This window comes from Gulbenkiania mobilis (genome assembly GCA_004346645.1).
GTDB classification, from domain to species: Bacteria; Pseudomonadota; Gammaproteobacteria; order Burkholderiales; family Chromobacteriaceae; genus Gulbenkiania; species Gulbenkiania mobilis.
Genome location: SMDA01000011.1, coordinates 46,169 through 69,526, shown reverse-complemented (window position 1 = coordinate 69,526; position 23,358 = coordinate 46,169). Strand labels below are relative to the sequence as shown.

36 protein-coding genes are annotated in these 23,358 nt (G+C 58.8%); 34 read left to right on the top strand and 2 right to left on the bottom strand.

The features are described from left to right. The 30 genes from EV669_RS13530 to rplQ form a co-directional block, all read left to right on the top strand. On the top strand, positions 1-95 hold a 95-nt coding region (locus EV669_RS13530), incomplete at its 5' end, for an EF-Tu C-terminal domain-related protein (RefSeq protein ID WP_081816287.1). A gap of 14 nt (positions 96-109) precedes the next feature. Further along, positions 110-421, top strand: coding sequence for a 30S ribosomal protein S10 (gene rpsJ / locus EV669_RS13525; protein WP_054286214.1), 312 nt, complete (start codon positions 110-112; stop codon positions 419-421). 145 nt (positions 422-566) lie between these two features. Continuing rightward, positions 567-1,211, top strand: a complete 645-nt coding sequence (gene rplC / locus EV669_RS13520) for a 50S ribosomal protein L3 (RefSeq protein WP_055434054.1) — start codon at positions 567-569, stop codon at positions 1,209-1,211. Then, positions 1,211-1,831, top strand: coding sequence for a 50S ribosomal protein L4 (rplD, locus tag EV669_RS13515; protein ID WP_132098960.1), 621 nt, complete (start codon positions 1,211-1,213; stop codon positions 1,829-1,831). The genes rplC and rplD overlap by 1 nt, the downstream gene beginning before the upstream one ends. After that, positions 1,828-2,130: a 50S ribosomal protein L23 gene (gene rplW, locus EV669_RS13510; protein ID WP_054286211.1), complete on the top strand. Its 303-nt coding sequence runs from the start codon at positions 1,828-1,830 to the stop codon at positions 2,128-2,130. The genes rplD and rplW overlap by 4 nt, the downstream gene beginning before the upstream one ends. A gap of 11 nt (positions 2,131-2,141) precedes the next feature. After that, positions 2,142-2,975 carry a 50S ribosomal protein L2 gene (gene rplB / locus EV669_RS13505; RefSeq protein ID WP_054286210.1) on the top strand — a complete coding sequence of 278 codons (834 nt, stop codon included), beginning with the start codon at positions 2,142-2,144 and terminating at the stop codon, positions 2,973-2,975. Between the two features lie 7 nt (positions 2,976-2,982). Then, a complete protein-coding gene (rpsS, locus tag EV669_RS13500) occupies positions 2,983-3,261 on the top strand; it encodes a 30S ribosomal protein S19 (protein WP_054286209.1) in 279 nt (92 codons plus the stop codon). A 9-nt stretch (positions 3,262-3,270) separates the two neighbouring features. Then, complete coding sequence (rplV, locus tag EV669_RS13495) at positions 3,271-3,600, top strand: 50S ribosomal protein L22 (RefSeq protein WP_054286208.1); 330 nt, start codon at positions 3,271-3,273, stop codon at positions 3,598-3,600. A gap of 10 nt (positions 3,601-3,610) precedes the next feature. Next, positions 3,611-4,312, top strand: coding sequence for a 30S ribosomal protein S3 (rpsC, locus tag EV669_RS13490; protein WP_054286207.1), 702 nt, complete (start codon positions 3,611-3,613; stop codon positions 4,310-4,312). Then, positions 4,296-4,712, top strand: coding sequence for a 50S ribosomal protein L16 (gene rplP / locus EV669_RS13485; protein ID WP_054286206.1), 417 nt, complete (start codon positions 4,296-4,298; stop codon positions 4,710-4,712). The genes rpsC and rplP overlap by 17 nt, the downstream gene beginning before the upstream one ends. Continuing rightward, on the top strand, positions 4,712-4,900 hold the full coding sequence (rpmC, locus tag EV669_RS13480; protein WP_054286205.1) for a 50S ribosomal protein L29: 189 nt from the start codon (positions 4,712-4,714) through the stop codon (positions 4,898-4,900). Before rplP ends, rpmC begins: the two co-directional genes overlap by 1 nt. 1 nt (position 4,901) lies before the next feature. Further along, a complete protein-coding gene (gene rpsQ, locus EV669_RS13475; protein ID WP_054286204.1) occupies positions 4,902-5,165 on the top strand; it encodes a 30S ribosomal protein S17 in 264 nt (87 codons plus the stop codon). 193 nt (positions 5,166-5,358) lie between these two features. Continuing rightward, complete coding sequence (gene rplN, locus EV669_RS13470; protein ID WP_054286203.1) at positions 5,359-5,727, top strand: 50S ribosomal protein L14; 369 nt, start codon at positions 5,359-5,361, stop codon at positions 5,725-5,727. Between the two features lie 11 nt (positions 5,728-5,738). Next, positions 5,739-6,053, top strand: coding sequence for a 50S ribosomal protein L24 (gene rplX, locus EV669_RS13465; RefSeq protein ID WP_054286202.1), 315 nt, complete (start codon positions 5,739-5,741; stop codon positions 6,051-6,053). A gap of 9 nt (positions 6,054-6,062) precedes the next feature. Beyond that, entirely contained in the window at positions 6,063-6,602 is a 540-nt protein-coding gene (rplE, locus tag EV669_RS13460) for a 50S ribosomal protein L5 (protein ID WP_054286201.1), read from the top strand. 3 nt (positions 6,603-6,605) lie between these two features. After that, positions 6,606-6,911, top strand: a complete 306-nt coding sequence (gene rpsN / locus EV669_RS13455; RefSeq protein ID WP_054286200.1) for a 30S ribosomal protein S14 — start codon at positions 6,606-6,608, stop codon at positions 6,909-6,911. Between the two features lie 13 nt (positions 6,912-6,924). Next, positions 6,925-7,320 carry a 30S ribosomal protein S8 gene (rpsH, locus tag EV669_RS13450; protein ID WP_054286199.1) on the top strand — a complete coding sequence of 132 codons (396 nt, stop codon included), beginning with the start codon at positions 6,925-6,927 and terminating at the stop codon, positions 7,318-7,320. A gap of 11 nt (positions 7,321-7,331) precedes the next feature. Beyond that, positions 7,332-7,865, top strand: a complete 534-nt coding sequence (gene rplF, locus EV669_RS13445) for a 50S ribosomal protein L6 (protein ID WP_054286198.1) — start codon at positions 7,332-7,334, stop codon at positions 7,863-7,865. Positions 7,866-7,878: 13 nt separating this feature from the next. Beyond that, positions 7,879-8,232 carry a 50S ribosomal protein L18 gene (rplR, locus tag EV669_RS13440; protein ID WP_054286197.1) on the top strand — a complete coding sequence of 118 codons (354 nt, stop codon included), beginning with the start codon at positions 7,879-7,881 and terminating at the stop codon, positions 8,230-8,232. Between the two features lie 14 nt (positions 8,233-8,246). After that, positions 8,247-8,765 carry a 30S ribosomal protein S5 gene (gene rpsE / locus EV669_RS13435; protein ID WP_054286196.1) on the top strand — a complete coding sequence of 173 codons (519 nt, stop codon included), beginning with the start codon at positions 8,247-8,249 and terminating at the stop codon, positions 8,763-8,765. Continuing rightward, positions 8,758-8,943, top strand: a complete 186-nt coding sequence (rpmD, locus tag EV669_RS13430) for a 50S ribosomal protein L30 (RefSeq protein WP_054286195.1) — start codon at positions 8,758-8,760, stop codon at positions 8,941-8,943. The genes rpsE and rpmD overlap by 8 nt, the downstream gene beginning before the upstream one ends. Positions 8,944-8,945: 2 nt before the next feature. Beyond that, complete coding sequence (gene rplO / locus EV669_RS13425) at positions 8,946-9,380, top strand: 50S ribosomal protein L15 (protein WP_054286194.1); 435 nt, start codon at positions 8,946-8,948, stop codon at positions 9,378-9,380. 11 nt (positions 9,381-9,391) lie between these two features. Then, positions 9,392-10,708 (top strand): preprotein translocase subunit SecY, encoded by a 1,317-nt coding sequence (gene secY, locus EV669_RS13420; protein ID WP_054286193.1) that lies wholly within the window; start codon positions 9,392-9,394, stop codon positions 10,706-10,708. Between the two features lie 25 nt (positions 10,709-10,733). Beyond that, the gene (gene infA / locus EV669_RS13415; protein WP_054286192.1) at positions 10,734-10,952 is read left to right on the top strand and encodes a translation initiation factor IF-1; all 219 of its coding nucleotides are present in this window, start codon (positions 10,734-10,736) and stop codon (positions 10,950-10,952) included. A gap of 33 nt (positions 10,953-10,985) precedes the next feature. Beyond that, on the top strand, positions 10,986-11,099 hold the full coding sequence (gene rpmJ / locus EV669_RS13410; protein ID WP_011137711.1) for a 50S ribosomal protein L36: 114 nt from the start codon (positions 10,986-10,988) through the stop codon (positions 11,097-11,099). Positions 11,100-11,170: 71 nt separating this feature from the next. Beyond that, positions 11,171-11,533 carry a 30S ribosomal protein S13 gene (gene rpsM / locus EV669_RS13405; protein WP_054286191.1) on the top strand — a complete coding sequence of 121 codons (363 nt, stop codon included), beginning with the start codon at positions 11,171-11,173 and terminating at the stop codon, positions 11,531-11,533. Between the two features lie 18 nt (positions 11,534-11,551). Next, on the top strand, positions 11,552-11,947 hold the full coding sequence (gene rpsK / locus EV669_RS13400) for a 30S ribosomal protein S11 (RefSeq protein ID WP_054286190.1): 396 nt from the start codon (positions 11,552-11,554) through the stop codon (positions 11,945-11,947). 17 nt (positions 11,948-11,964) lie between these two features. After that, positions 11,965-12,585 (top strand): 30S ribosomal protein S4, encoded by a 621-nt coding sequence (gene rpsD / locus EV669_RS13395; protein WP_054286189.1) that lies wholly within the window; start codon positions 11,965-11,967, stop codon positions 12,583-12,585. Between the two features lie 23 nt (positions 12,586-12,608). Beyond that, positions 12,609-13,592 carry a DNA-directed RNA polymerase subunit alpha gene (locus EV669_RS13390; protein ID WP_054286188.1) on the top strand — a complete coding sequence of 328 codons (984 nt, stop codon included), beginning with the start codon at positions 12,609-12,611 and terminating at the stop codon, positions 13,590-13,592. Positions 13,593-13,616: 24 nt separating this feature from the next. Continuing rightward, on the top strand, positions 13,617-14,009 hold the full coding sequence (gene rplQ, locus EV669_RS13385) for a 50S ribosomal protein L17 (protein WP_054286187.1): 393 nt from the start codon (positions 13,617-13,619) through the stop codon (positions 14,007-14,009). 67 nt (positions 14,010-14,076) lie between these two features. On the opposite strand, the gene EV669_RS13380 is transcribed toward rplQ, so the two are convergent. Both EV669_RS13380 and EV669_RS13375 read right to left on the bottom strand, forming a co-directional pair. Beyond that, a complete protein-coding gene (locus tag EV669_RS13380) occupies positions 14,077-14,880 on the bottom strand; it encodes an MOSC domain-containing protein (RefSeq protein WP_132098959.1) in 804 nt (267 codons plus the stop codon). Between the two features lie 31 nt (positions 14,881-14,911). Continuing rightward, positions 14,912-16,321 carry an aminotransferase-like domain-containing protein gene (locus EV669_RS13375; RefSeq protein ID WP_132098958.1) on the bottom strand — a complete coding sequence of 470 codons (1,410 nt, stop codon included), beginning with the start codon at positions 16,319-16,321 and terminating at the stop codon, positions 14,912-14,914. Between the two features lie 189 nt (positions 16,322-16,510). Between EV669_RS13375 and EV669_RS13370 the strand changes: the two genes are divergently transcribed. The 4 genes from EV669_RS13370 to EV669_RS13355 all read left to right on the top strand — a co-directional run bounded on the left by EV669_RS13370 (position 16,511) and on the right by EV669_RS13355 (position 23,281). Then, positions 16,511-18,388 (top strand): methyl-accepting chemotaxis protein, encoded by a 1,878-nt coding sequence (locus EV669_RS13370; RefSeq protein ID WP_132098957.1) that lies wholly within the window; start codon positions 16,511-16,513, stop codon positions 18,386-18,388. Positions 18,389-18,544: 156 nt separating this feature from the next. After that, complete coding sequence (locus EV669_RS13365; protein ID WP_318271483.1) at positions 18,545-19,861, top strand: aspartate aminotransferase family protein; 1,317 nt, start codon at positions 18,545-18,547, stop codon at positions 19,859-19,861. A 23-nt stretch (positions 19,862-19,884) separates the two neighbouring features. Continuing rightward, positions 19,885-21,375, top strand: a complete 1,491-nt coding sequence (locus tag EV669_RS13360) for a CoA-acylating methylmalonate-semialdehyde dehydrogenase (RefSeq protein WP_132098956.1) — start codon at positions 19,885-19,887, stop codon at positions 21,373-21,375. A 331-nt stretch (positions 21,376-21,706) separates the two neighbouring features. Further along, positions 21,707-23,281 (top strand): methyl-accepting chemotaxis protein, encoded by a 1,575-nt coding sequence (locus EV669_RS13355; protein ID WP_132098955.1) that lies wholly within the window; start codon positions 21,707-21,709, stop codon positions 23,279-23,281. The last annotated feature ends 77 nt before the right edge of the window (positions 23,282-23,358 follow it).

The window sequence follows — 23,358 nt, the reverse complement described above, 5'->3', positions numbered from 1 at the left end:
TCGCTCCGATCGCCATGGAAGAAGGTCTGCGCTTCGCTATCCGCGAAGGTGGCCGTACCGTCGGCGCCGGCGTCGTCGCCAAAATCATCGCTTAACTGGGAAGCTCAAGATGCAAAGCCAGAAAATCCGCATTCGTCTGAAAGCTTTCGATTACAACCTGATCGACCGCTCGGCCCAAGAAATCGTTGAAACCGCCAAGCGTACCGGCGCCGTTGTCAAAGGCCCGGTTCCGCTGCCGACCAAGATCGAGCGTTTCAACCTTCTGCGTTCGCCCCACGTCAACAAGACCTCCCGCGATCAGTTGGAAATCCGTACCCACCTGCGTCTGATGGACATCGTTGATCCGACCGACAAGACCGTGGACGCGCTGATGAAGCTCGACCTGCCGGCCGGCGTCGATGTGGAAATCAAGCTGCAGTAAGCGCGGATAACCGGGTGTCGCAGGCTAAGTGCTTGCGGCGCTTGGAAATTTTGTGCTAGATTAGCGGACTCGCCATTTTCGGCGAGTCCGCTTTTGTTTTTGAATGCCGGTCAATCGTAATCGGCACCTGCAAAAGGAAATAAACATGAGTCTAGGTCTTGTCGGTCGCAAAGTCGGCATGACCCGCATCTTTGCCGATGATGGTGTTTCCATCCCGGTAACCGTGCTGGACATGTCCGCCAATCGCGTCACGCAAATCAAAACTCCCGAAGTTGACGGCTATGCCGCACTTCAGGTTGCCTTCGGTAGCCGCAAAGCCAACCGTATCAACAAAGCCGAGGCGGGTCACTTCGCCAAGGCCGGTGTTGAGGCGGGGCGTGGTCTGAGCGAATTCACTGTCGAAGCAGCAGACGTTGCCAACTACAAAGTTGGCGACACCATCACCGTTGAAGTGTTCCAGGTAGGTCAGCTGGTCGATGTGACCGGTACCTCCAAGGGTAAGGGCTTCTCCGGTGCCATCAAGCGTCACAACTTCTCCTCCAACCGTGCTTCCCACGGTAACTCGGTTTCGCACAATTCGCCGGGTTCCATTGGTCAGGCGCAGGATCCGGGCCGCGTTTTCCCCGGCAAGCGCATGGCTGGTCAGTACGGTAACGTGAAGAGCACCGTTCAGTGCTTGGAAATCGTCCGCATCGATGCAGAACGTCAGCTGATCCTGGTAAAAGGCGCAGTGCCTGGTGCCAAGAACGGTGATGTCGTGGTGCGTCCTAGTGTGAAAGCAGGTGCGTGATGGAACTGAAGATTGTTAATGAACAAGGTCAGGCTGTAGAGAGCATCGAGGCGTCTGACGCCCTGTTCGGCCGCGACTATAACGAGGCACTGGTTCATCAGGTTGTTACCGCTTTTCTGGCAAATGCCCGCAGTGGCAACCGTGCTCAGAAAACTCGTGCCGAAGTTAACCATTCCACGAAAAAACCGTGGCGTCAGAAGGGTACCGGCCGTGCGCGTTCCGGTATGACTTCCTCTCCGCTGTGGCGCGGGGGTGGTCGCACTTTCCCGAACAGCCCGGAAGAGAACTTCACCCAAAAGATCAACCGCAAGATGTACCGCGCTGGCATGGCAGCCATCCTGTCGCAGCTGGTGCGTGACGAGCGCCTGATCGTGGTGGATGCCATTACCGTGGACAGCCCCAAGACCAAGGAATTCGTTTCCAAGCTCAAGGGTATGGGTGTCGAGCAGGGTCTTTTCATCACCAAAGAATTGGATGAAAACCTCTACCTGTCTTCCCGCAACCTGCCGAATGTGCTGGTGATTGAAGCTGCGCAAGCTGACCCGTACAGCCTGTTGCGCTTCAAGAAAGTCGTGATCACCCGTGATGCGGTGAAGCAGCTTGAGGAGCAGTGGGTATGAACCAAGAACGTCTGATGCAAGTGATCCTCGCGCCGATCGTATCCGAGAAGAGCACGATGATCGCCGACAAGAACCAGCAAGTAGCCTTCCGCGTGGTGGGTGATGCTACCAAGCCGGAAATCAAGGCTGCCGTAGAGCTGCTGTTCAACGTGAAGGTGGATGCCGTCACGACCCTGAACGTCAAGGGCAAGGTCAAGCGTTTCGGCCGTTCTTTCGGTCGTCGCAAGGACTGGAAAAAGGCTTATGTGAGCCTGGCTGAAGGTCAGGAAATCGATCTGACCAACGCGGCCGCCGAGTAAGGAGATAGAGCATGCCTATCGTAAAAGTAAAACCGACTTCGGCAGGCCGCCGTGCCGTGGTCAAGGTGGTAACGCCTGACCTGCACAAAGGTGCGCCGCACGCAGCCCTGCTCGAGAAGAAGATCTCGACTGCTGGCCGTAACAACAACGGCCACATCACCACCCGTCATAAGGGCGGTGGTCACAAGCAGCATTATCGTGTGATCGACTTCCGTCGCAACAAGGATGGCATTCCTGCCAAGGTCGAGCGTATCGAATACGACCCGAACCGTACGGCTCATATTGCCCTGCTGTGCTATGCAGACGGCGAGCGCCGTTACATCATTGCCCCGCGCGGCGTAAAGGCCGGTGTGACCCTGCTGTCTGGCGCTGAGGCGCCGATCAAGGCGGGCAACGCATTGCCGATCCGCAACATTCCGGTGGGTACCACCATCCACTGCATCGAGCTTCAGCCTGGCAAGGGTGCCCAACTGGCCCGTTCCGCTGGTGCTTCGGCCATGCTGCTGGCACGTGAAGGCATCTATGCTCAGCTGCGTCTGCGCTCGGGCGAGATCCGGCGTGTGCACGTTGACTGCCGCGCCACCGTTGGCGAAGTGGGCAACGAAGAGCATAGCCTGCGCAAGATCGGCAAGGCCGGTGCAAACCGCTGGCGTGGCATCCGCCCGACCGTACGTGGTGTTGCAATGAACCCGATCGATCACCCGCACGGCGGTGGTGAAGGTCGTACCGGTGAAGGCCGCGTGCCTGTCAGCCCGTGGGGCCAGCCGACCAAGGGCTTCCGCACCCGCCGGAACAAGCGTACCGACAATATGATCGTACGTCGTCGCTATTCGAATAAAGGGTAATTGACTTATGGCACGTTCGCTTAAAAAAGGCCCGTTCGTTGATCTGCACCTTCTGAAGAAGATCGACACGGCGCGTGCAACCAGCGACAAGCGTCCTATCAAGACCTGGTCCCGTCGTTCCACGATTCTGCCTGACTTCATCGGTCTGACGATTGCCGTTCATAACGGCCGTACCCATGTGCCGGTTTACGTGACCGAGAACATGGTGGGCCACAAACTCGGCGAATTCTCCCTGACCCGTACCTTCAAAGGTCATGCCGCCGACAAGAAGGCAAAGAAAAAGTAAGGTGACGAGATGAGAGTTTCCGCTAGTTTGAACAATGCACGTCTGTCCGCGCAGAAGTGCCGTCTGGTTGCTGACCTGATCCGCGGCAAATCGGTTGATCAGGCCATGAGCATCCTGGCTTTTAGCCCCAAGAAAGGTGCTGCCATCCTCAAGAAAGTGCTGGAGTCGGCCATCGCCAACGCCGAGCACAACGAGGGTGCCGATATCGATACCTTGAAAGTGGCAACGATTTATGTTGACAAGGGCCCCAGCCTCAAGCGCTTCACCGCGCGTGCAAAAGGCCGTGGCAATCGAATCGAGAAGCAAACCTGCCACATCACGCTGGTCGTGGGTAACTAAGGGGCAAGTCATGGGTCAGAAGATTCATCCGACGGGTTTCCGTCTTGCAGTTAACAAAAACTGGGCCTCGAAGTGGTATGCCAGCTCGCACGACTTCTCCGGGATGCTGAAGCAGGACATCGAGGTGCGCGAGTTCTTGCGTGCCCGTCTGGCTCACGCTTCGGTAGGTCGTGTCGTGATCGAGCGCCCGGCTAAGTCCGCACGTATCACCATTCACAGCGCCCGTCCGGGTGTGGTGATTGGCAAGAAGGGTGAGGACATCGAGGTACTGAAGCAGGAGCTGCAAAAGCGCCTGGGTGTGCCGGTGCATGTGAACATTGAGGAAGTGCGCAAGCCCGAACTCGATGCCCAGATCATTGCTGACAGCATTGCTTCCCAGCTGGAGAAGCGCGTGATGTTCCGTCGTGCAATGAAGCGCGCGATGCAGAATGCAATGCGTATGGGTGCCCAGGGCATCAAGATCATGAGCTCCGGCCGTCTGAACGGTATCGATATCGCGCGCAGCGAGTGGTATCGCGAAGGCCGCGTGCCGCTTCACACTCTGCGTGCCGATGTCGACTATGCCACCTCCGAAGCCAAGACCACCTACGGCATCATTGGCATCAAGGTTTGGGTATACAAGGGCGAGCTGAAGCCTGGTCAGGTTCAGGCAGCTCCGGCCGCTCCTGAGAAGAAAATGAGAAAGGGTGCTCGCAATGCTGCAGCCAACTAGACTCAAATACCGTAAACAGCAAAAAGGCCGCAACACCGGTATCGCCACCCGGGGCAACAAGGTCAGCTTCGGTGAGTTCGGTCTCAAGGCAGTCGGTCGTGGTCGCCTGACCGCCCGTCAGATTGAGGCTGCACGCCGTGCGATGACCCGCCATATCAAGCGGGGTGGTCGTATCTGGATCCGTATCTTCCCGGACAAGCCGATTTCGTCCAAGCCGGCCGAAGTGCGGATGGGTAATGGTAAAGGTAGCCCTGAGTACTACGTTGCCGAAATCCAGCCTGGCAAGATGCTGTACGAGATGGACGGTGTGGCCGAAGAGCTTGCTCGCGAAGCCTTCCGTCTGGCTGCGGCCAAATTGCCGATTCCCACTGTGTTTGTGACTCGTCAGGTAGGTCAGTAATGAAAGCATCCGAACTCAAAGCGAAAAGCGTCGACGAGCTGAAGGCTGAATTGCTGAGCCTCTTGAAGGCACAGTTTGCCCTGCGCATGCAGCTGGCCACCCAGCAGCTCGCAAAGACGAGTGAACTGAAGCGGGTGCGGCGCGAGATCGCTCGTGTCCGCACTGTTCTGAAAGAAAAGGCGGTTTGACATGAGCGAATCCAAAGTTGTCCGTACGTTTACCGGCAAGGTGGTGAGCGACAAAATGGATAAGACGGTTACTGTGTTGGTAGAGCGCAAGGTCAAGCACCCGATCTACGGCAAGGTCATTCGTCGCTCCAAGAAGTTTCACGCTCACGATGCGAATAACGAATTCCGTGAAGGCGATGTCGTTGTAATCAGCGAGTCCCGTCCGCTTTCGAAAACCAAGTCGTGGGTCGTGACTGCACTCGTCGAGCGTGCTCGTCAGGTGTAATGCTTGCAGGGGTCTTGGGGCCCCTGTATAATGGCCACCTTCACCCTGTTGCGGGTGAAGTCCTCCCCCTTAGCGGGATCCAAAACTGGCCGTTTGATACGCCGCACAGTGTGCGGCGTTTCGTCTAGGTGCGCTTGGCGCAACTGCCTCGACGAAAGTGACGGATAAAGTTGGGTAGAAAGGTAATCCTAAAATGATTCAAATGCAGACCCTGCTTGAGGTCGCAGACAACACTGGTGCGCGTTCCGTAATGTGCATCAAAGTGCTGGGCGGCTCCAAGCGTCGTTATGCCGGTGTTGGTGACATCATCAAGGTAAGCATTAAGGATGCAGCGCCCCGTGGTCGCGTCAAGAAGGGTGACGTGTTCAACGCCGTGGTCGTTCGCACAGCCAAGGGTGTCCGCCGTCCTGATGGTTCGCTGATCAAGTTTGATGGCAATGCTGCCGTCCTGCTGAACAACAAGCTTGAGCCGATCGGCACCCGTATCTTCGGGCCTGTTACCCGTGAACTGCGAACCGAGCGATTCATGAAGATCGTTTCGTTGGCTCCCGAAGTTCTGTAAGGAGACATCTCATGCGCAAGATTCGCAAAGGCGACGAAGTCGTCGTAATCACCGGTAAAGACAAGGGCAAGCGCGGTACCGTGCTGCGTGTCCTGGACCAGAAGGTCGTGGTCGAAGGCATCAACGTCGTCAAGAAACATCAGAAGCCGAACCCGGTACGCGGTGTGGCTGGTGGCATCGTTGAGAAGACCATGCCGCTTGATGTTTCCAACGTAGCCATTTACAACCCGACTAGCCAGAAAGCTGACCGCGTAGGCTTCAAGAACCTTGAAGACGGCAGCAAAGTGCGGATTTTCAAGTCCAGCGGCGAAGTGATCGGGGCGTAAGGAGAGAACATGGCACGCCTGTATGATTTCTACAAAGAGACTGTCGTACCGGACCTGATGAAACAGTTCGGGTACAAGTCCATCATGGAAGTTCCGCGCATCGAAAAGATCACCCTGAACATGGGTGTGGGCGAAGCCGTGGCCGACAAGAAGGTCATGGAGCATGCCGTGGGCGACCTGGAAAAGATCGCCGGTCAGAAGCCGGTAGTGACCACCGCCCGCAAATCGATCGCAGGCTTCAAGATTCGTGATCATTACCCGATCGGCTGCAAGGTGACCCTGCGTCGCGAACGGATGTATGAATTTCTGGATCGTCTGGTAACCATCGCGTTGCCGCGCGTGCGTGACTTCCGTGGCGTAAGCGGCAAGTCGTTCGACGGCCGTGGTAACTACAACATGGGCGTACGCGAGCAGATCATCTTCCCGGAAATCGAGTACGACAAGATCGATGCGCTGCGTGGTATGAACATTACTGTCACCACCACCGCCAAGACCGACGAAGAAGCCCGCGCTCTGCTGGCAGCTTTTAAATTCCCGTTCAAGGGTTAAGACATGGCAACACTTGCACTGATTAACCGTGAAGAGAAGCGCGCCAAGCTGGTGAAGAAGTTTGCAGCCAAGCGTGAGCAGCTTCTCGAGACCATCAACAACCAGAATCTGTCGGAAGAAGAGCGTTTTGCAGCCCGTCTCAAGCTGCAGCAGCTTCCGCGCAATGCCAGCCCGGTTCGCCAGCGTCGCCGTTGTGCCATCACCGGTCGTCCGCGTGGCGTGTTCCGTAAGTTTGGTCTGGGCCGCAACAAGCTGCGTGAAATCGCCATGAAAGGCGAAATCCCGGGTGTTGTGAAAGCCAGCTGGTAATAGGAGAGATTCGATGAGCATGCATGATCCTATTTCCGATATGCTGACCCGCATCCGTAACGCGCAGCGCGCCTCCAAGCTCGACGTAAGCATGCCTTCGTCGAAGCTGAAGCTGGCGATCGCACAAGTGCTGAAGGACGAGGGCTATATCGAAGACTTCAGCGTGGCTGGCGAAGAGAAGAAGCCGGTCTTGGGTATCCAGCTGAAGTATTACGCCGGTCGCCCGGTTATCGAAAAGATCGAGCGCGTATCGCGTCCCGGCCTGCGTGTGTACAAAGGCTCGACCGACATTCCGAAAGTGATGAACGGTCTGGGTGTCGCCATTCTGTCGACGTCCAAGGGTGTGATGACTGACCGCAAGGCGCGCGCTGCCGGTATCGGTGGCGAAGTGCTGTGCGTGGTGGCCTAAGGAGATAAGTTATGTCCCGCGTAGCTAAGAATCCGGTGGCTATCCCTGCAGGCGTTGAAGTCAAGTTCACCGCCGATGAGATCGTGGTGAAGGGTCCCCTGGGTACCCTCTCCACCGCACTTTGCAGTGATGTTGATGTCCGCCTCGAAGACAATCAGCTGACCTTTGCCGCCAAGAACGAGACCAAGTTTGCCCGCGCTATGTCCGGTACGCTTCGTGCGTTGCTGAACAACATGGTGACCGGTGTCAGCAAGGGTTTCGAGAAGAAGCTGAACCTGGTTGGCGTGGGTTATCGTGCCCAGGCCCAAGGCGACACGCTGAACCTTTCGCTTGGCTTCTCCCACCCGGTTGCCCACAAGATGCCCGAAGGCATCAAGGTTGAAACCCCGACTCAGACCGAAGTGCTGATCAAGGGTGCCAACAAGCAGCTGGTCGGTCAGGTCGCTGCCGAAATCCGCGCTTACCGCTCGCCGGAGCCGTACAAAGGCAAGGGCGTTCGCTATGCGGACGAGGTTGTGGTTCTGAAAGAAACCAAGAAGAAGTAATTGAGGCCCTGACATGGACAAGAAACAAGCCCGACTCCGCCGTGCACGCAAAACCCGTGCGCGGATTGCGGAGCTCAAGATGGTGCGCCTTACCGTTCATCGCACGAACACGCACATTTACGCCCAGATCATCGATGAGACCGGCAGCCGCGTGCTGGCAAGCGCCTCGTCGCTGGAAACGGAACTGCGCAGCGAACTGAAGAACGGTGGCAATGTGGCTGCTGCAACCCTCGTGGGCAAGCGCATCGCTGAGAAAGCTAAAGCTGCTGGCATCGAAAAGGTATCGTTCGATCGTTCCGGCTTTAAATATCATGGTCGCATCAAGGCCCTGGCAGACGCCGCCCGTGAAAACGGTCTGGCGTTCTAAGGTTGGAGTAGACAATGGCTAAGCATGAGATGGAAGAACGCGGCGACGGCCTGATCGAGAAGATGATCAGCGTCAACCGTGTGACCAAAGTGGTAAAAGGTGGTCGCATCATGGCCTTCTCCGCCCTGACCATCGTGGGTGATGGTGACGGCGGTATCGGCATGGGCAAAGGCCGCTCGAAGGAAGTTCCGGTTGCCGTTCAGAAAGCCATGGAGCAGGCTCGCCGCACCATGGTGAAGATTCCGCTGCGCAACGGTACGCTGCAACACACCGTTATCGGTAAGCACGGTGCCACCACCGTGTTCATGCAGCCTGCCAAAGAAGGTACCGGTATCAAGGCAGGTGGTCCGATGCGTGCCATCTTCGATGCGCTGGGTGTGCGTAATGTTTCGGCCAAGGTGCATGGTTCGACCAACCCGTACAACGTGGTCCGTGCCACGCTGGATGGCCTGAACAAGATCTACACTCCGGCTCAGATCGCTGCTAAGCGCGGCCTGACGGTGGAAGAGATTCTGGGGGCTGACCATGAGTAATCAGCAGACTGTGAAAGTGACCCTGGTGAAGAGCCTGATCGGCCGCCTGGAGTCGCACAAGGCCTGCGCCCGCGGTCTGGGTCTGAAGAAGATCCGTCAGACCGTCGAGGTGCTGGATACGCCTGAAAACCGTGGCATGATCAACAAGATCAGCTACCTGGTTAAGTGTGAGGGTTGATTATGTTGCTCAACACCATCAAGCCGGGCGCGGGCTCGAAACACGCCAAGCGTCGCGTAGGCCGTGGTATCGGTAGCGGCCTGGGCAAGACTGCGGGCCGTGGTCACAAAGGTCAGAAGAGCCGTGCAGGTGGCTTCCACAAGGTTGGCTTCGAAGGCGGTCAAATGCCGCTGCAGCGTCGCCTGCCGAAACGTGGCTTCAAGTCGCTGACCGCTGGCAAGACCGCCGAGGTTCGTCTCTCCGAGCTGAACCTGCTGCCGGTTGACGAGATCGATCTGCTTGCACTGAAGCAGGCTGGCCTCGTTCACATTCAGGCGCTTTCGGCCAAGGTCGTACTGTCGGGAACCGTTGACCGCGCGCTCACGCTGCGCGGCATTCTGGCAACCGCCGGTGCACGCGCTGCAATCGAGGCTGCTGGCGGCAGCATCGCTGAATAAGGCATCCTCCTGTGGCGAACGCTTCTCTAGTTGCGAATACCAGCAAGTTTGGTGATCTGAAACGCAGGATCATGTTCCTGATCGGGGCTCTGATCGTGTACCGAATCGGCGCACACATCCCCGTTCCTGGGATTAATCCTGCAGAGCTAGCGAAGTTGTTCCAGTCCTCCCAGACGGGCCTCCTCGACATGTTCAACATGTTCTCGGGCGGGGCCCTGTCCCGATTTACGGTGTTTGCCCTAGGCATCATGCCGTACATTTCGGCTTCCATCATTCTTCAGCTCGCTTCGGAGGTACTGCCTTCGCTCAAGCAGCTGAAGAAGGAAGGGGATGCTGGACGTCGAAAAATTACCCAGTACACCCGTTACGCCACCGTACTGCTCGCTACCTTCCAGAGCTTTGGCATTGCCGTCATGCTGTTCAAGCAGCCGAACCTGGTCGTGAATGCGCAGTGGGAGTTCTACCTGACCACTGTGGTTACCCTCGTCACTGGGACAATGTTCCTGATGTGGCTTGGCGAGCAGATCACGGAACGCGGCATCGGCAACGGCATCTCGCTTATCATCTGCGCGGGTATCGCTGCTGGCGTGCCGGCGGCAATCGGCAAGACCCTCACTCTCGTCAGTCAGGGAACCAATCCCCTGTTTGTCATCCTGCTTTTCGCAGCGGTGATCCTTGTGACGTATGTGGTGGTGTTTGCCGAGCGTGGTCAGCGGAAGGTACTGGTCAACTACGCTAAGCGCCAGGTGGGCAACCGCGTCATGCAGGGTCAGAGCACCCATCTGCCGCTGAAGCTCAACATGGCCGGTGTCATTCCGCCCATCTTCGCTTCCAGTATCATTCTGTTCCCGGCAACCGTGCTGGGCTGGTTTGGAAACACCGAAGGCTTGGGTTGGCTGAAGTCCGTCGCCGACAAACTGCATCCGGGTCAACCGATCTATGTTCTGCTGTATGCGGCTGCCATCATCTTTTTCTGTTACTTCTATACCGCTTTGGTGTTCAACCCCAAGGAAACGGCAGACAACCTGAAGAAGAGTGGTGCCTTCATTCCCGGTATCCGTCCGGGTGAGCAGACCTCGCGCTATATCGAGAAGATCATCCTCCGGCTTACGCTGGTCGGTGCGCTGTACATCACGCTTGTCTGTCTGCTGCCCGAATTCCTGATCCTGAAGTGGAACGTTCCGTTCTATTTCGGAGGGACTTCCCTGCTGATCATTGTCGTGGTCACCATGGACCTGATGGCACAGATTCAGTCGTACATTCTGTCGCACCAGTACGAGAGCCTGCTCAAGAAAGCCAATTTCAAGGGCTCGTCTCTCACACGATGACTGACTGACTAATACGCTGGGTTATATGGCTAAGGAAGACACCATACAGATGCAGGGCGAGATCCTGGAAACGCTGCCCAATGCAACGTTCAGGGTCAAGCTCGAGAATGGACACGTAGTACTTGGACATATCTCCGGAAAGATGCGGATGCATTACATCCGCATCCTTCCAGGAGATAAGGTGACGGTAGAGTTGACGCCGTATGACCTGACCCGGGCACGCATCGTGTTCCGTGCGAAGTAACGCACTCGCTCTTTTGTTAAGAAAGGAAGAAACATGCGAGTTCAGCCGTCGGTAAAGAAAATTTGCCGCAACTGCAAAATCATTCGTCGCAACCGCGTTGTACGCGTCATCTGCACGGATCCCCGTCACAAGCAAAAACAGGGCTAACTACTGTTAGCTTTGCTTTTGTCGTGATACAATCGCAAACTTTTCAAGGTCTTAAGGCTTAAGGAAAGACTATGGCCCGTATTGCAGGGGTAAACATCCCCAATCATGCGCATGCCGTGATCGGCCTGCAGGCCATTTACGGTATCGGTTCCACCCGTGCGAAGCAGATCTGCGCGCAGGCGGGTGTAAATCCGTCGACGAAAGTCAAGGAACTGACCGAAGCCGAAATGGAGAAGCTCCGTGACGAAGTGGCGAAGTTCACCGTAGAAGGTGATCTGCGTCGTGAAATCACGATGAGCATCAAACGACTGATGGACATGGGCAGCTATCGCGGCTTCCGCCATCGTCGTGGTCTGCCTTGCCGTGGTCAGCGCACTCGTACCAATGCACGTACCCGTAAGGGGCCGCGCAAGCCGATCGCCGGCAAGAAGTAATTTTAAGGAACACAGATAATGGCTAAAGCAAACACAGCTGTTCGTGTACGCAAAAAAGTGCGCAAGAGCGTTAGCGATGGCATCGTACATGTCCACGCTTCGTTCAATAACACCATCATCACGATCACCGACCGTCAAGGCAATGCATTGTCTTGGGCTACCTCTGGCGGCGCTGGTTTCAAGGGTTCGCGCAAAAGTACACCCTTTGCAGCACAGGTTGCTGCAGAGCACGCTGGTAAAGTTGCCCAAGAATACGGTGTGAAAAACCTCGAAGTTCGCATCAAGGGTCCCGGTCCGGGCCGTGAGTCTGCTGTCCGTGCACTCAACGCACTGGGCTTCAAGATTACCAGCATCTCCGACGTGACGCCGGTGCCGCACAACGGCTGCCGTCCGCCCAAAAAACGTCGTATCTAATTCGGAGACTGTGACACATGGCACGTTATATCGGCCCGAAATGTAAGCTTGCCCGCCGCGAGGGTACCGACCTCTTCCTGAAGAGTGCCCGCCGCGCGCTGGATTCCAAGTGCAAACTGGAAAGTGCTCCTGGTCAGCATGGCGCCAAGAAAGGCCGCCTGTCCGACTATGGCGTACAACTGCGTGAAAAGCAGAAGATTCGTCGCATCTACGGTGTGCTCGAGCGCCAGTTCCGCAACTACTTCGCAGAAGCCAACCGCCGTCAGGGTTCGACGGGCGAGAACCTGCTGAAGCTGCTGGAATCGCGCCTTGACAACGTGGTGTACCGCATGGGCTTCGGTTCCACCCGTGCAGAAGCCCGCCAGCTTGTTAGCCACAAGGCCGTGACCGTTAACGGTCAGCTCGTCAACATTCCGTCCTACCAAGTGAAGGCCGGTGATGTCGTTGCCGTACGCGAGAAGGCCAAGAAGCAGGTACGCATCCAGGAAGCTCTGGCCCTGGCCGAGCAGATTGGTCTGCCTTCCTGGGTATCGGTTGATTCCAAGAAGATGGAAGGTACCTTCAAGGCTGCTCCGGAGCGTTCCGAACTGTCTAGCGATATCAACGAACAGCTGGTTGTTGAATTCTATTCCAAGTAATCGCTAGACCATAAGGAATGACTATGCAAAACAGCGCTTCGGAATTTCTGAAACCCCGTCTTATCGACGTGCAGCCGGTTTCCGCTACGCATGCCCGCGTATCGATGGAGCCGTTCGAACGTGGCTACGCGCATACCCTCGGGAATGCCCTGCGTCGTATTCTGCTGTCCTCGATGCCGGGCTTTGCTCCGACCGAAGTGACCATCGCTGGCGTTTTGCATGAGTATTCCGCCCTGGAAGGCGTTCGGGAGGATGTCGTCGACATTCTTCTGAACCTGAAGGGCGTGGTGCTTAAACTGCATGGTCGTGACAGCGTGATCCTCTCCCTCAAGAAAGAGGGCGAAGGTCCTGTCTTGGCTAGCGATATCGATCTGCCGCATGACGTAGAAGTCATCAACCCCGACCATGTCATCGCGACGTTGTCGGCGGGCGGCAAGATCGAGATGGAGATCAAAGTCGAGAAAGGGCGTGGCTACCAGCCGGTGGCAGCCCGTATCAGCCACGACGAAAACCGTGCGATCGGTACCATCCAGCTGGATGCATCGTTCTCGCCCGTGCGCCGCGTCAGCTTCGCTGTCGAAAGCGCACGTGTGGAACAGCGTACCGACCTCGATCGTCTCGTGCTCGATATCGAGACCAACGGCGTCATCGAACCGGAGCAAGCCGTGCGCAGTGCGGCCCGCATCCTTATCGACCAGCTGTCGATCTTTGCTGATCTCCAGGGTACAACGGTTGAAGAAGTCGTTGAAAAGGCACCGCCGATCGATCCGATCCTGCTGCGCCCGGTCGACGATCTTGAACTCACGGTACGTTCGGCCAACTGCCTGAAGGCTGAGAACATTTACTACATCGGTGATCTGATCCAGCGCACCGAAACCGAGCTTCTGAAGACTCCGAACCTCGGTCGTAAATCTCTTAACGAAATCAAGGAAGTCCTGGCTTCCAAGGGTCTGACTCTTGGCATGAAGCTGGAGAACTGGCCGCCGGCAGGGCTCGAAAAACCGTAAGGTTTGAGATAAAAGGACACTACAATGCGTCATCGTTATAGCAATCGCAAACTTAACCGCACGAGCAGCCATCGTCTGGCCATGCTCCGCAACATGGCCAACTCGCTGCTGCGCCATGAAGTGATCATTACCACTCTGCCCAAGGCCAAGGAACTGCGCCGCGTGGCTGAGCCGCTGATCACGCTGGGCAAGAAGCCGTCGCTGGCCAATCGCCGTCTGGCGTTCGACCGCACCCGCGACCGTGAGATCGTGGTGAAGCTGTTCGACGTACTGGGCCCGCGTTTCGCGGCCCGTAACGGCGGCTATGTGCGTATCCTGAAGTATGGTTTCCGCAAGGGCGACAATGCGCCGCTGGCTCTGGTTGAGCTGGTGGACCGCCCGGAAGAGGCCGTGGCTGTCGAAGACGAGGCCGCTTAAGCGATTTCTGTCGTCAGTCATGAAAAAAGCCAGCTTTTGCTGGCTTTTTTCTTTGGTATTTCAATAATCAGTCAAAATCGTAGCGTCCCTTCACGACCTGAACATCATCCCCCACATTTAAAATGCCTGCTCCTTCCAGAAGGCGTAGGTTGACGCCGAAGCAGATACCGTCCCCCGACTGGCGTGTGCGGCGCAAGGTGCGCAGGGGTTCGCCGTCAGGCATGAGTGCACCGGAGTCAGGGTCCAGGGTAGTGATCACACAGCGTGTACAAGGTTTGGTGATCTCGAAGACACTGCCGCCGATTTTCAGGTGTGTCCAGTCGTCCTCCTCATACGCGCCTGCACCGGCGATCACCAGATTGGGCCGGAAGTGACGTGTGGCTACAGGGTTCGGCAGCAGCTGGTTGAGACTGTCGAGCGAGGCTTGGTTGACGAGCAGGTAGGGGTAGCCATCCGCAAAGCTCAGGGGCTTCTGCAAGCCCTTCTGGGGGCGCTGTGATTGAGTGCCCAGCCAGACCAATCGACAAGGTCGCCCCAGTACGGTGCTGAACCACATATCTACCCTTGCGTCTCCGTGCCAAGCCGCAAAACGGTCTTTCCAGACGTTGCATTCCACTGGGTGGCGGTATTCATGGCTCAATGCTGCAATCAACGGGGTGTCTGGTGCCCTGAAGAGGGCAGCGCCCGGAATCAGCTCCACTTGGATGCCCAGTAGAGCCGGGCATTCGCGTGCAGTGATGAAACGGCCGTCCGGATCGGTCAGCAGCCATTCGCGATCGTGCAGCAGGCCAGTATCGTCTGCATAGGCACGCGACAGGGCAATGGCACGGGCCGACTTGAGAGGGTGGATGTACAGTTCGGTAAGTTTCACGTCGGGTTCCGTGTGACTGGAAGGGATTGACTCATTCCGCGCAGGCAGCCTGCCGTGTGAGGAAGTCGGTCAGGGCGGGATGCATGGCGTAGGCCACATTGAAGCGTAGCCAGGGGGTGGCTTCCCCGTGCGGCCGGAACAGATGTCCCGGGGCGAGCAGGATACGTTCGTGGCGGGCGGCCTCTGCAAGCGCCACCGTATCCAACGGCTGGCGTGGGCGGGCCCAGAAGAAGAGGCCGCTGGTGGGTTGGCCGAAGCGTTCCCACCCGAGTGCATCAAAGCGCTGGCCAGCAGCCGCTTGCGCGGCGGCTAGTCGCTGGCAGAGTCGGTCCACCTGACGGCGGTAGCGTCCTTCCTGCAGCATTTCCAACACCAGCCGTTCGTTCAATTCGGGAGAGGTCAGGCCCGAGAGCATTTTGTAATGGATCAGTCGGTCGGCCAGGCCCGGCGGTGCGGCAAGGTAACCCACCCGCAAGCCGGGCGACAGGGTTTTCGAGAAACTACCGATATGAATCACGCGCTCCAGCCCGTCCAGCGCAGCCAGCGTCGGCTCGCGTCCAAGATAGAGATCCGAGGAGACATTGTCCTCGACTAGCAGGAAGTCATGCCGGCGGGCGACTTCAAGTACCCTATGCAGGGTAGGCAGGGCATAGCTGGCTCCGGTGGGATTGTGCAGCCGCGGGTTGGTGAAAAAAGCTTTCGGTGAATGCTCTTCGGCCAACCTTGCTACGGCCTCGCAATCCGGCCCCGTCGGTAGCCACGGCACCCCAATGATGTTGATGCCCCGGTATACCAGCCCGGACAGAAGATTGGAGTAGCCTGGGTCATCCACCAGCACGGTATCGCCAGGACGCAGCAGGCTGCCGGCCACCATGTCCAGCGCCTTGCTGGCGCCTTGGGTAAGGACGATGCGCTCCGCTTGTGCGGGAATGTCCTGCTCACGCAGATGGGCTCCTACCCACTGGACCAGGCCGGCAAAGCCCCGGGGTTCGCCGTAGCCCTGTTGCAGGTTCTGCCGGCGAGCCAGCTGGCGCAGGGCACGCTGTAAGGCCTCGCTGTCGTACCAGGTGGGTGGCAGCCAGCCGCATCCGGCCTGGAGCGTGTCGTCGGTATGCTCGTATACATTGCGCAGTAGCCAGTCATCGTCTACCGGCAACGCCTGCAGTGGCACCGGCGGTGTTCCCGTGCAGGGCAGGGTGCGCGGACCCACGACGTAGAAACCGGTTCCCCGCCGTGCCTGCAGCAGGCCCTGCGCTACCAGTCGGTCATAGGCCTCGGCCACCGTAAAGGGGCTCATGCCCAGTTCTTCGGCCAAGCGGCGGATCGAGGGAATGCGCATGCCCGCGTGCCAGCGTCCGGAAATGATCGCGGAATGAACGGCATCGCATATTTTCTCGATGCGTGTTCTGCCACGGGCATTGTCGAGTAGAAGCTGCATCATCTATACATCAAATAGAATTTATAAAACTGACCACAGGCTGTAATTCGTGCTAAAAAAGCGCCGTGGCCATTTATAAGCCCCACAGTAGCCAAGAGCGACTGTGAATAAGAGCCATTATGACATTAACCAGGGACGATGCCGGCCTCATGCAAGCCTGACGGCCGGAGCAAGAAAGAGCGGGAAGACAAGATGAGCACGATGCGTGCAAAACTGACGTTGCTGATAGCGCTGCTGCTGGCCTGTCTGGGAGCCATCCTCACAGGGCTGACCTACCTGCAGATGCGCTCCACGCTGACCGACCAGATCCAGAACGAAATGGCCGGCATTTCCGATGGCTATTCTCAGACCGTGCAGGACTGGGTGGCCGGCAAGACGCAGGTGATCGCTGCGCTGGCTCCCATGGGGCTGGGTGCCGATCCGATGTCGGCCATGAAGCAGAGCCGTGAAGGCGCAGGCTTCGACCTGACCTATGTCGGGTATGCCGACAAGCGGATGCTTTACTCCGACGGCCGCCCGCAAAAGCCTGACTATGACCCCACCGCCCGCCCCTGGTACAAAGCGGCCGAGGCTGCGGGCAAACCGGGTGTCTCCGAGCCCTACATCGACTTCGATACCAAGAAGCTGGTGTTGACCTTCTACGCGCCGGTGCGGGAAGGCAGCACGCTGCGCGGTGTGGCCGGCGGCGACATCTTCATCGATTCGATCGTGAAGACCATTCTGGCGATCAAGATCCATGACACCGGCTATGCCTTTCTCGTGGACAAGAACGGCACCGTGATCGCGCACCCCGACCAGAAGCTCACCCTCAAGCCGCTGACCGAGCTGGACGCCGAGCTGAGTGCTGCCAAGCTGGCCGATCTGGCCCAAAGCCGCGCGCTTGGCGATGTCAGCATCAACGGCACGCCCATGTTCGTTCACGTGTCGCCGGTGGCCGGTACCGAGTGGTACATGGGGACAGTGGTGGAGAAGGCTAATGTGCTGGCACCGCTGAACAAGTTGCTCTACACCCTGATCGGCATCGCCATCGTCGCCTTCCTGATCATGCTGCCCGTTGCATGGATGCTGCTGGTGCGCCAACTGCGCGGCCTGCTGCGTCTGCAGACGGCGATGCGGGAAATCTCGCAGGGCGAAGGCGACCTGACGCGTCGCATGGAGGTGCAGGGCAAGGACGAGATCGCCGAGACGGCGCGTGCCTTCAACAGCTTCATCGAACAACTGCAGCAGATGTTCATCGCCGTACGCCGGGAGGCCGACAGTGTGATCGATGGCGTGGAGGCGGTGACCGGCGCGGTGGAGCGCGTTGCGGAAGACTCGCGCCAGATCTCCGACGTGTCCAGTGCCAATGCTGCCACGTTGGAGGAGATCACCGTCAGCATCTCGCATATTGCCGACGCGGCGCGCGAGGCGGATGGCATGGTGCGCGCCACCGGCGAGGTATCGGCCGAAAGCGCTGCCGAGATGAACCGTATCGCCAGCGAGATGACCCGGACGGTGGACGCCGTGCGCGGCCTGGCAAGCATGCTCAGCACGCTGGACAACCGTTCCCAGCAGATCACCGGCATCACCAACGTGATCAAGGACATCGCAGACCAGACCAACCTGCTGGCACTGAATGCCGCGATCGAGGCTGCACGCGCCGGAGAGATGGGACGCGGCTTCGCGGTGGTGGCAGATGAAGTGCGCAAGCTGGCAGAGCGTACCGCGCAGGCTACGGTGGAGATCACCGGCATGGTCAATGCCATCCGGGATGAAACCCGTCAGGCGGTCGACAACATGCAGACGACGGTCAGCTCGGTCGACGGCGGCGTGGAGATGACACAGAGCGCAGTACGCCGCATCGCCCAGATCCAAGAGTCGGTAGAGGCGGTGGTCGCCAAGATGAATGAGATCGCCCTGTCCACCGGCGAGCAGCACAATGCCACCACGGCGATTGCCCAGAGTACCGAGCGTATCAACAGCCGGATTATCGATTCGGATGCCGCGATGCAGAGCGCGCACGGCACGCTCACCAGCCTGTCACGCACGGCCTCGAGCATGCGCCAGCTGTTTGCACGCTTCCACCTCTGAGCTGACTGGCAGCCCGAAGAAAGCCCGGCCTGTGCCGGGCTTTTTGCTGTACTGGTCTTCTCGCCAGTACAGTCTGGCGGTAAAAGCACCTTACTGTCCCTGTCGGCTGTGTGTCGGGCGCATTAAATTGAATGCACCAACCCGACGGAGGCTGCCATGCAGGATTATTCGCTCGACGCTTACTGGATGCCCTTTACCGCCAACCGCCAGTTCAAGTCCGCCCCACGGATGCTGGTGTCGGCACAGGGCATGTACTTCAAGGATGATGCCGGCCGGCAGATTCTCGATGGTTCTGCCGGGCTGTGGTGCGTGAATGCCGGGCACACCCGCACGCCCATCGTCGAGGCAGTGCAGCGGCAGGTGGCCGAGCTCGACTATGCGCCGCCCTTCCAGATGGCGCATCCCAAGGCTTTTGAGGCGGCTGAAAGGTTGGCCGAAATGGCCCCCGCCGGTCTCTCCAAGGTGTTTTTCGTCAACTCCGGCTCCGAAGCGGCCGATACCGCCCTGAAGATGGCGGTCGCCTATCACCGGGTACGGGGCGATGCGGCCCGCGTCAAGCTGATCGGCCGCGAGCGGGGCTACCATGGCGTGAACTTCGGCGGCATTTCGGTTGGGGGCATCGCCGGCAATCGCAAGCATTTCCCGGTGGGACTGCCCGCAGTGGACCATCTTCGCCACACCCATGACCTGGCCCGCAACGCATTCAGCCGTGGCGAGCCCGAATACGGGGCCGAGTGGGCGGACGAACTGGAAAACCGCATTCTGACCCTGCACGACCCGTCCACGATCGCGGCCGTGATCGTGGAGCCCATGGCAGGTTCGACCGGGGTGCTCATTCCCCCCAAAGGCTACCTCAAGCGCTTGCGTGAAATCTGTGATCGCCACGGCATCCTGCTCATTTTTGACGAAGTGATCACCGGTTTCGGACGACTGGGGGCGGACTGGGCAGCCAACCGCTTCGATGTCCTGCCCGACATTCTTACCTGCGCCAAGGGCCTGACCAACGGCACCGTACCCATGGGTGCGGTATTGGTCAAACCTGACATCCACGATGCGTTCATGGCTGCGGCTGGCGAGCGCGCCATCGAGTTTCCACACGGCTACACCTACTCGGCGCATCCGCTGGCCTGCGCCGCAGCGGTAGCCACGCTGAAGCTCTATCAGGACGAGGGTCTGTTTGAACGAGCGGCCCGCCTCTCTCCGCATTTCGAGGAAAAAGCGCACGCCCTACGCGCCGCCCCCTATGTGAAGGACGTGCGCAACCTGGGGCTGGTGGCGGGCATCGAGCTCGAAAGCCGCCCGGGCGCTCCTGGCCAGCGCGGCTTCGATGCCTTCCTGAAGTGCTGGGAAAAGGGCGTACTGCTGCGCTTCACCGGGGATATCCTGGCGGTTTCGCCCCCCCTGATCATCGACGAGGCACAGATCGATACCTTGTTCGGCACCATGGCCGAGGCCTTGAGAGAAATCGCCTGACACCTGACTGGAAAGACTGACCCATGCACATTCTGTCCCATTACATCGACGGCCAACCCGTTCAAGGTCAGAGCGGCCGCTTCGGTGACGTATTCAACCCCGCCAGTGGCGAGGTGGTGGCCCGCGTACCGCTGGCTCGGCCGGAGGAAGTGGATGAGGCCGTCGCCGCAGCACGGGCGGCCTTTCCCGCTTGGGCTGCCACGCCTCCGCTGAAGCGGGCCCGCATCCTGTTCCGTTTCAAGGCCTTGCTGGAAGCGCGCCAGCGCGATCTGGCGCGGCTGATTTCGTCCGAACACGGCAAGGTGGTCTCCGACGCCCTCGGCGAGGTCACCCGTGGTCTCGAGGTTGCAGAGTTTGCCTGCGGTATTCCTCAACTGCTCAAAGGAGAGTTCACCGAGGAGGTGGGCAGCGGCATCGACAGCCACGCCCTGCGTCAGCCGCTGGGCGTGGTGGCGGGCATCACACCCTTCAACTTTCCGGCAATGGTGCCGATGTGGATGTTCCCGGTGGCGATTGCCTGTGGCAACACCTTCGTGCTGAAACCTTCCGAACGTGATCCGTCGGCAGCGCTGTTCCTCGCAGACCTGTTGAAGGAGGCGGGATTACCCAATGGCGTGTTCAACGTGGTGCACGGTGACAAGGTGGCGGTGGATGCCCTGCTGGTGCATCCCGATGTCACGGCAGTCAGCTTTGTCGGCTCCACGCCGATCGCGCGCTATATCTACGAGACCGGAGCGCGTCATGGCAAGCGTGTCCAGGCGCTGGGGGGGGCCAAGAACCATCTGGTGGTGATGCCGGACACCGATCTCGACCAAGCGGTAGAAGCGCTGATGGGGGCTGCCTATGGTTCGGCAGGCGAGCGCTGCATGGCCATCTCGGTGGCGGTGGCAGTGGGTGATGTGGCGGACCGGCTGGTGGAAAGGTTGGCCGAACGGGCCCGCCAGCTCAAGATTGGCATTGGGGACGATCCCGCTGCAGAGATGGGGCCGCTCGTGACGCGCCAACATCGCGACAAGGTGGTGGGCTATGTTGAAAGTGGCGTGCGCGAAGGGGCCCGACTGGTAGTGGATGGCCGCGACTACCGTCACCCTGGTGCCGAGGGCGGCTTTTTCCTCGGTCCCTGCCTTTTCGACCATGTGCAGCCGGAGATGACGATCTATCGCGAGGAGATCTTCGGACCGGTCCTGGCGGTGGTGCGGGTGGCCACCTTCCAGGATGCCGTCGAGTTGATCAACCGGCACGAATTTGCCAACGGTACCAGTGTGTTTACCCGCTCCGGCGGCATTGCCCGCGAATTCGCGCACCGTATCCAGGTAGGTATGGTCGGCATCAACGTGCCGATTCCGGTGCCGATGGCGTTTCACAGCTTTGGCGGCTGGAAAGCCTCGCTCTTTGGTGATCACCACATGCACGGCCCGGAAGGGGTTCGCTTCTACACCCGGATGAAAACGATCACCAGTCGCTGGCCGGAAGAGCGGCTTTCTGCCGAGTTCGTGATGCCAACGATGAAGTAAGTTCCAGAATGACGACCCTGTTTACCCGGCCTTGGCCGGGTTTTTTTCATCTTGTCATCCGATTAAGGTTTTAGCCGCAGCAGCGTATGCAATAGACTGGTGCAAACCGAGTGATCACTCTATGTTAGGGAAAACCCTTATTGTGAAAAGGGTTTTAAATAGTTTGTCAAAGCAACAACAATGTTCATAAAAGGGAAGAAGAAAATGGCCACACTCGACACGGTAGCTGCACCCTCATGGACACAGAGCGGGAGGGGCGCTGCGCCACCGCGGGCGTCCCAGGGCATGTCTCTGAAGGCGCGCCTGGCATGGATGCTAGGGCGTTTCGGTGATGCTGATCTGCCTGCTGAGCGTCTTCGTGCTGTTTCAGCAGCGCAGCATCATGATGGAAGACCGCACCCAGAAGACACGCAACCTGGTCGAAGCGGCGTTTCACGTGGTAGAGAACTATGAAGCCTTGGCGGCTTCGGGCAAGCTGAGCGAAGCCGAGGCCAAGAGCCGGGCGGCACACCTGATCGACAAAATGCGCTACGACGCCAAGGAATACTTCTTCGCGCTCGACCGCAACTTTGTCTACACCGCCCACGGCGTCAAGCCGGAGCTTATCGGTAAACCGATCGCCGGTAAGGATGCGGATGGCAACGATCTTGTTACGCTGTTCCGTGCCGCCCTGCAGGAAGGTAACGGCCAAGGCTTTGCCCATTACCGCTGGGAGAAGCCCGGACATGACAAGCCCCAGCCCAAGATCTCGTACCTGATGCAGACGCCGGGCTGGAGCTGGGTGCTCGGCACGGGTCTGTACGTGGATGATGTGGATCATGCGTTCTATGAGCAGTTGGCGCTTCTGACCGGCGGAGTGGTGATCGCTCTGGCTATCCTGGGCGGCATCGGCATGGTGATCACGCGCGGGGTGTTGCGTCAGCTGGGCGGCGAGCCGGGCGATACTGCGGCTATCGTGCAGCGCATCGCCGACGGCTATCTGGATACCGACGTGCCGGTGCGCAAGGGCGACGAACACAGCCTGCTGGCTTCCGTGGCGCATATGCAGACGCGGCTGCGTACACTGGTACAGGAAATCGCCGAAAATGCCGGACGTCTGGCAGAAATGAGCACGGCGCTCAATCAGAATGCCGAGGCGGTGGCGCACGGTTCGGACCAGCAGAGCACGGCGGCGGCCTCCATGGCCGCTTCGGTGGAAGAGCTGACCGTCAGCGTCAACCATATCGCCGATCATGCCCAGGATGCGCGCCGCATGGCCCAGCAGTCCGACGAGCTATCGGAAGAGGGGCGGCAGGTGATTGCCCAAGCCGTGGGCGAAATGCACCGCATCAACGAATCGGTGGACGTCACGGCAGAAACCTTGGCCGAACTGGCCACGAAGACGCAGACGATTTCCAGCATCATGCAGGTGATCAAGGACATTGCCGACCAGACCAACCTGCTGGCGCTCAATGCCGCGATCGAAGCGGCCCGGGCCGGCGAAATGGGGCGCGGGTTCGCGGTGGTGGCGGACGAGGTACGCAAGCTGTCAGAGCGTACCGGGCAGGCCACGCAGGAAATCGCCGTGATGATCCGCGAAATCCAGACAAGCTCGGACTCCTCACATGCCAACATGGAGCAGGCCGTCAGCCGCGTGAAGAGCGGGTTGGCCCTGGCCGAGCAGGGGGGCGAGGCCATCCGTCGCATTCGTGATAGCGCGCAGGGCGTGGTGGGAGTCATCAACGACATCTCGCATGCCCTGAAGGAGCAGGGCGTGGCCAGTCAGGAAATCGCCCGCCATGTGGAGGATATCGCCCTGAGTGCCTCGCAGAACGCGGATGCGTCCAAGGTTTCTTCGCAGTCCACTGTTCAACTCAAGGAAGTAGCCTCTACCATGCATCAGCACGTGGAACGCTTCCATCTGTGAAATGCGTCCCTCCGGCCCAGCAAAAAGCCCGTCGTGAGACGGGCTTTTCGTTTCGGCCAACCCTGCTGCGCTAAGAA

Excerpts from the sequence above, each read along its gene's own strand:
- EV669_RS13370 (WP_132098957.1), top strand. The coding sequence starts at position 16,511 with ATGAGCACGATGCGTGCAAAACTGACGTTGCTGATAGCGCTGCTGCTG.
- rplX (WP_054286202.1), top strand. The coding sequence starts at position 5,739 with ATGCGCAAGATTCGCAAAGGCGACGAAGTCGTCGTAATCACCGGTAAA.
- rpmD (WP_054286195.1), top strand. The coding sequence starts at position 8,758 with ATGAGTAATCAGCAGACTGTGAAAGTGACCCTGGTGAAGAGCCTGATC.
- infA (WP_054286192.1), top strand. The coding sequence starts at position 10,734 with ATGGCTAAGGAAGACACCATACAGATGCAGGGCGAGATCCTGGAAACG.
- rplO (WP_054286194.1), top strand. The coding sequence starts at position 8,946 with ATGTTGCTCAACACCATCAAGCCGGGCGCGGGCTCGAAACACGCCAAG.
- rplE (WP_054286201.1), top strand. The coding sequence starts at position 6,063 with ATGGCACGCCTGTATGATTTCTACAAAGAGACTGTCGTACCGGACCTG.
- rpmJ (WP_011137711.1), top strand. The coding sequence starts at position 10,986 with ATGCGAGTTCAGCCGTCGGTAAAGAAAATTTGCCGCAACTGCAAAATC.
- EV669_RS13355 (WP_132098955.1), top strand. The coding sequence starts at position 21,707 with ATGCTGATCTGCCTGCTGAGCGTCTTCGTGCTGTTTCAGCAGCGCAGC.
- rplC (WP_055434054.1), top strand. The coding sequence starts at position 567 with ATGAGTCTAGGTCTTGTCGGTCGCAAAGTCGGCATGACCCGCATCTTT.
- EV669_RS13375 (WP_132098958.1), bottom strand. The coding sequence starts at position 16,321 with ATGATGCAGCTTCTACTCGACAATGCCCGTGGCAGAACACGCATCGAG.
- EV669_RS13360 (WP_132098956.1), top strand. The coding sequence starts at position 19,885 with ATGCACATTCTGTCCCATTACATCGACGGCCAACCCGTTCAAGGTCAG.
- rplD (WP_132098960.1), top strand. The coding sequence starts at position 1,211 with ATGGAACTGAAGATTGTTAATGAACAAGGTCAGGCTGTAGAGAGCATC.
- rplP (WP_054286206.1), top strand. The coding sequence starts at position 4,296 with ATGCTGCAGCCAACTAGACTCAAATACCGTAAACAGCAAAAAGGCCGC.
- rpsQ (WP_054286204.1), top strand. The coding sequence starts at position 4,902 with ATGAGCGAATCCAAAGTTGTCCGTACGTTTACCGGCAAGGTGGTGAGC.
- EV669_RS13365 (WP_318271483.1), top strand. The coding sequence starts at position 18,545 with ATGCAGGATTATTCGCTCGACGCTTACTGGATGCCCTTTACCGCCAAC.
- EV669_RS13390 (WP_054286188.1), top strand. The coding sequence starts at position 12,609 with ATGCAAAACAGCGCTTCGGAATTTCTGAAACCCCGTCTTATCGACGTG.
- rpsK (WP_054286190.1), top strand. The coding sequence starts at position 11,552 with ATGGCTAAAGCAAACACAGCTGTTCGTGTACGCAAAAAAGTGCGCAAG.
- rplB (WP_054286210.1), top strand. The coding sequence starts at position 2,142 with ATGCCTATCGTAAAAGTAAAACCGACTTCGGCAGGCCGCCGTGCCGTG.
- rplR (WP_054286197.1), top strand. The coding sequence starts at position 7,879 with ATGGACAAGAAACAAGCCCGACTCCGCCGTGCACGCAAAACCCGTGCG.
- rpsS (WP_054286209.1), top strand. The coding sequence starts at position 2,983 with ATGGCACGTTCGCTTAAAAAAGGCCCGTTCGTTGATCTGCACCTTCTG.
- rplQ (WP_054286187.1), top strand. The coding sequence starts at position 13,617 with ATGCGTCATCGTTATAGCAATCGCAAACTTAACCGCACGAGCAGCCAT.
- rplN (WP_054286203.1), top strand. The coding sequence starts at position 5,359 with ATGATTCAAATGCAGACCCTGCTTGAGGTCGCAGACAACACTGGTGCG.
- rpmC (WP_054286205.1), top strand. The coding sequence starts at position 4,712 with ATGAAAGCATCCGAACTCAAAGCGAAAAGCGTCGACGAGCTGAAGGCT.
- rpsN (WP_054286200.1), top strand. The coding sequence starts at position 6,606 with ATGGCAACACTTGCACTGATTAACCGTGAAGAGAAGCGCGCCAAGCTG.
- rpsJ (WP_054286214.1), top strand. The coding sequence starts at position 110 with ATGCAAAGCCAGAAAATCCGCATTCGTCTGAAAGCTTTCGATTACAAC.
- rpsM (WP_054286191.1), top strand. The coding sequence starts at position 11,171 with ATGGCCCGTATTGCAGGGGTAAACATCCCCAATCATGCGCATGCCGTG.
- rpsE (WP_054286196.1), top strand. The coding sequence starts at position 8,247 with ATGGCTAAGCATGAGATGGAAGAACGCGGCGACGGCCTGATCGAGAAG.
- rpsC (WP_054286207.1), top strand. The coding sequence starts at position 3,611 with ATGGGTCAGAAGATTCATCCGACGGGTTTCCGTCTTGCAGTTAACAAA.
- rpsD (WP_054286189.1), top strand. The coding sequence starts at position 11,965 with ATGGCACGTTATATCGGCCCGAAATGTAAGCTTGCCCGCCGCGAGGGT.
- rplV (WP_054286208.1), top strand. The coding sequence starts at position 3,271 with ATGAGAGTTTCCGCTAGTTTGAACAATGCACGTCTGTCCGCGCAGAAG.
- rplW (WP_054286211.1), top strand. The coding sequence starts at position 1,828 with ATGAACCAAGAACGTCTGATGCAAGTGATCCTCGCGCCGATCGTATCC.
- rpsH (WP_054286199.1), top strand. The coding sequence starts at position 6,925 with ATGAGCATGCATGATCCTATTTCCGATATGCTGACCCGCATCCGTAAC.
- rplF (WP_054286198.1), top strand. The coding sequence starts at position 7,332 with ATGTCCCGCGTAGCTAAGAATCCGGTGGCTATCCCTGCAGGCGTTGAA.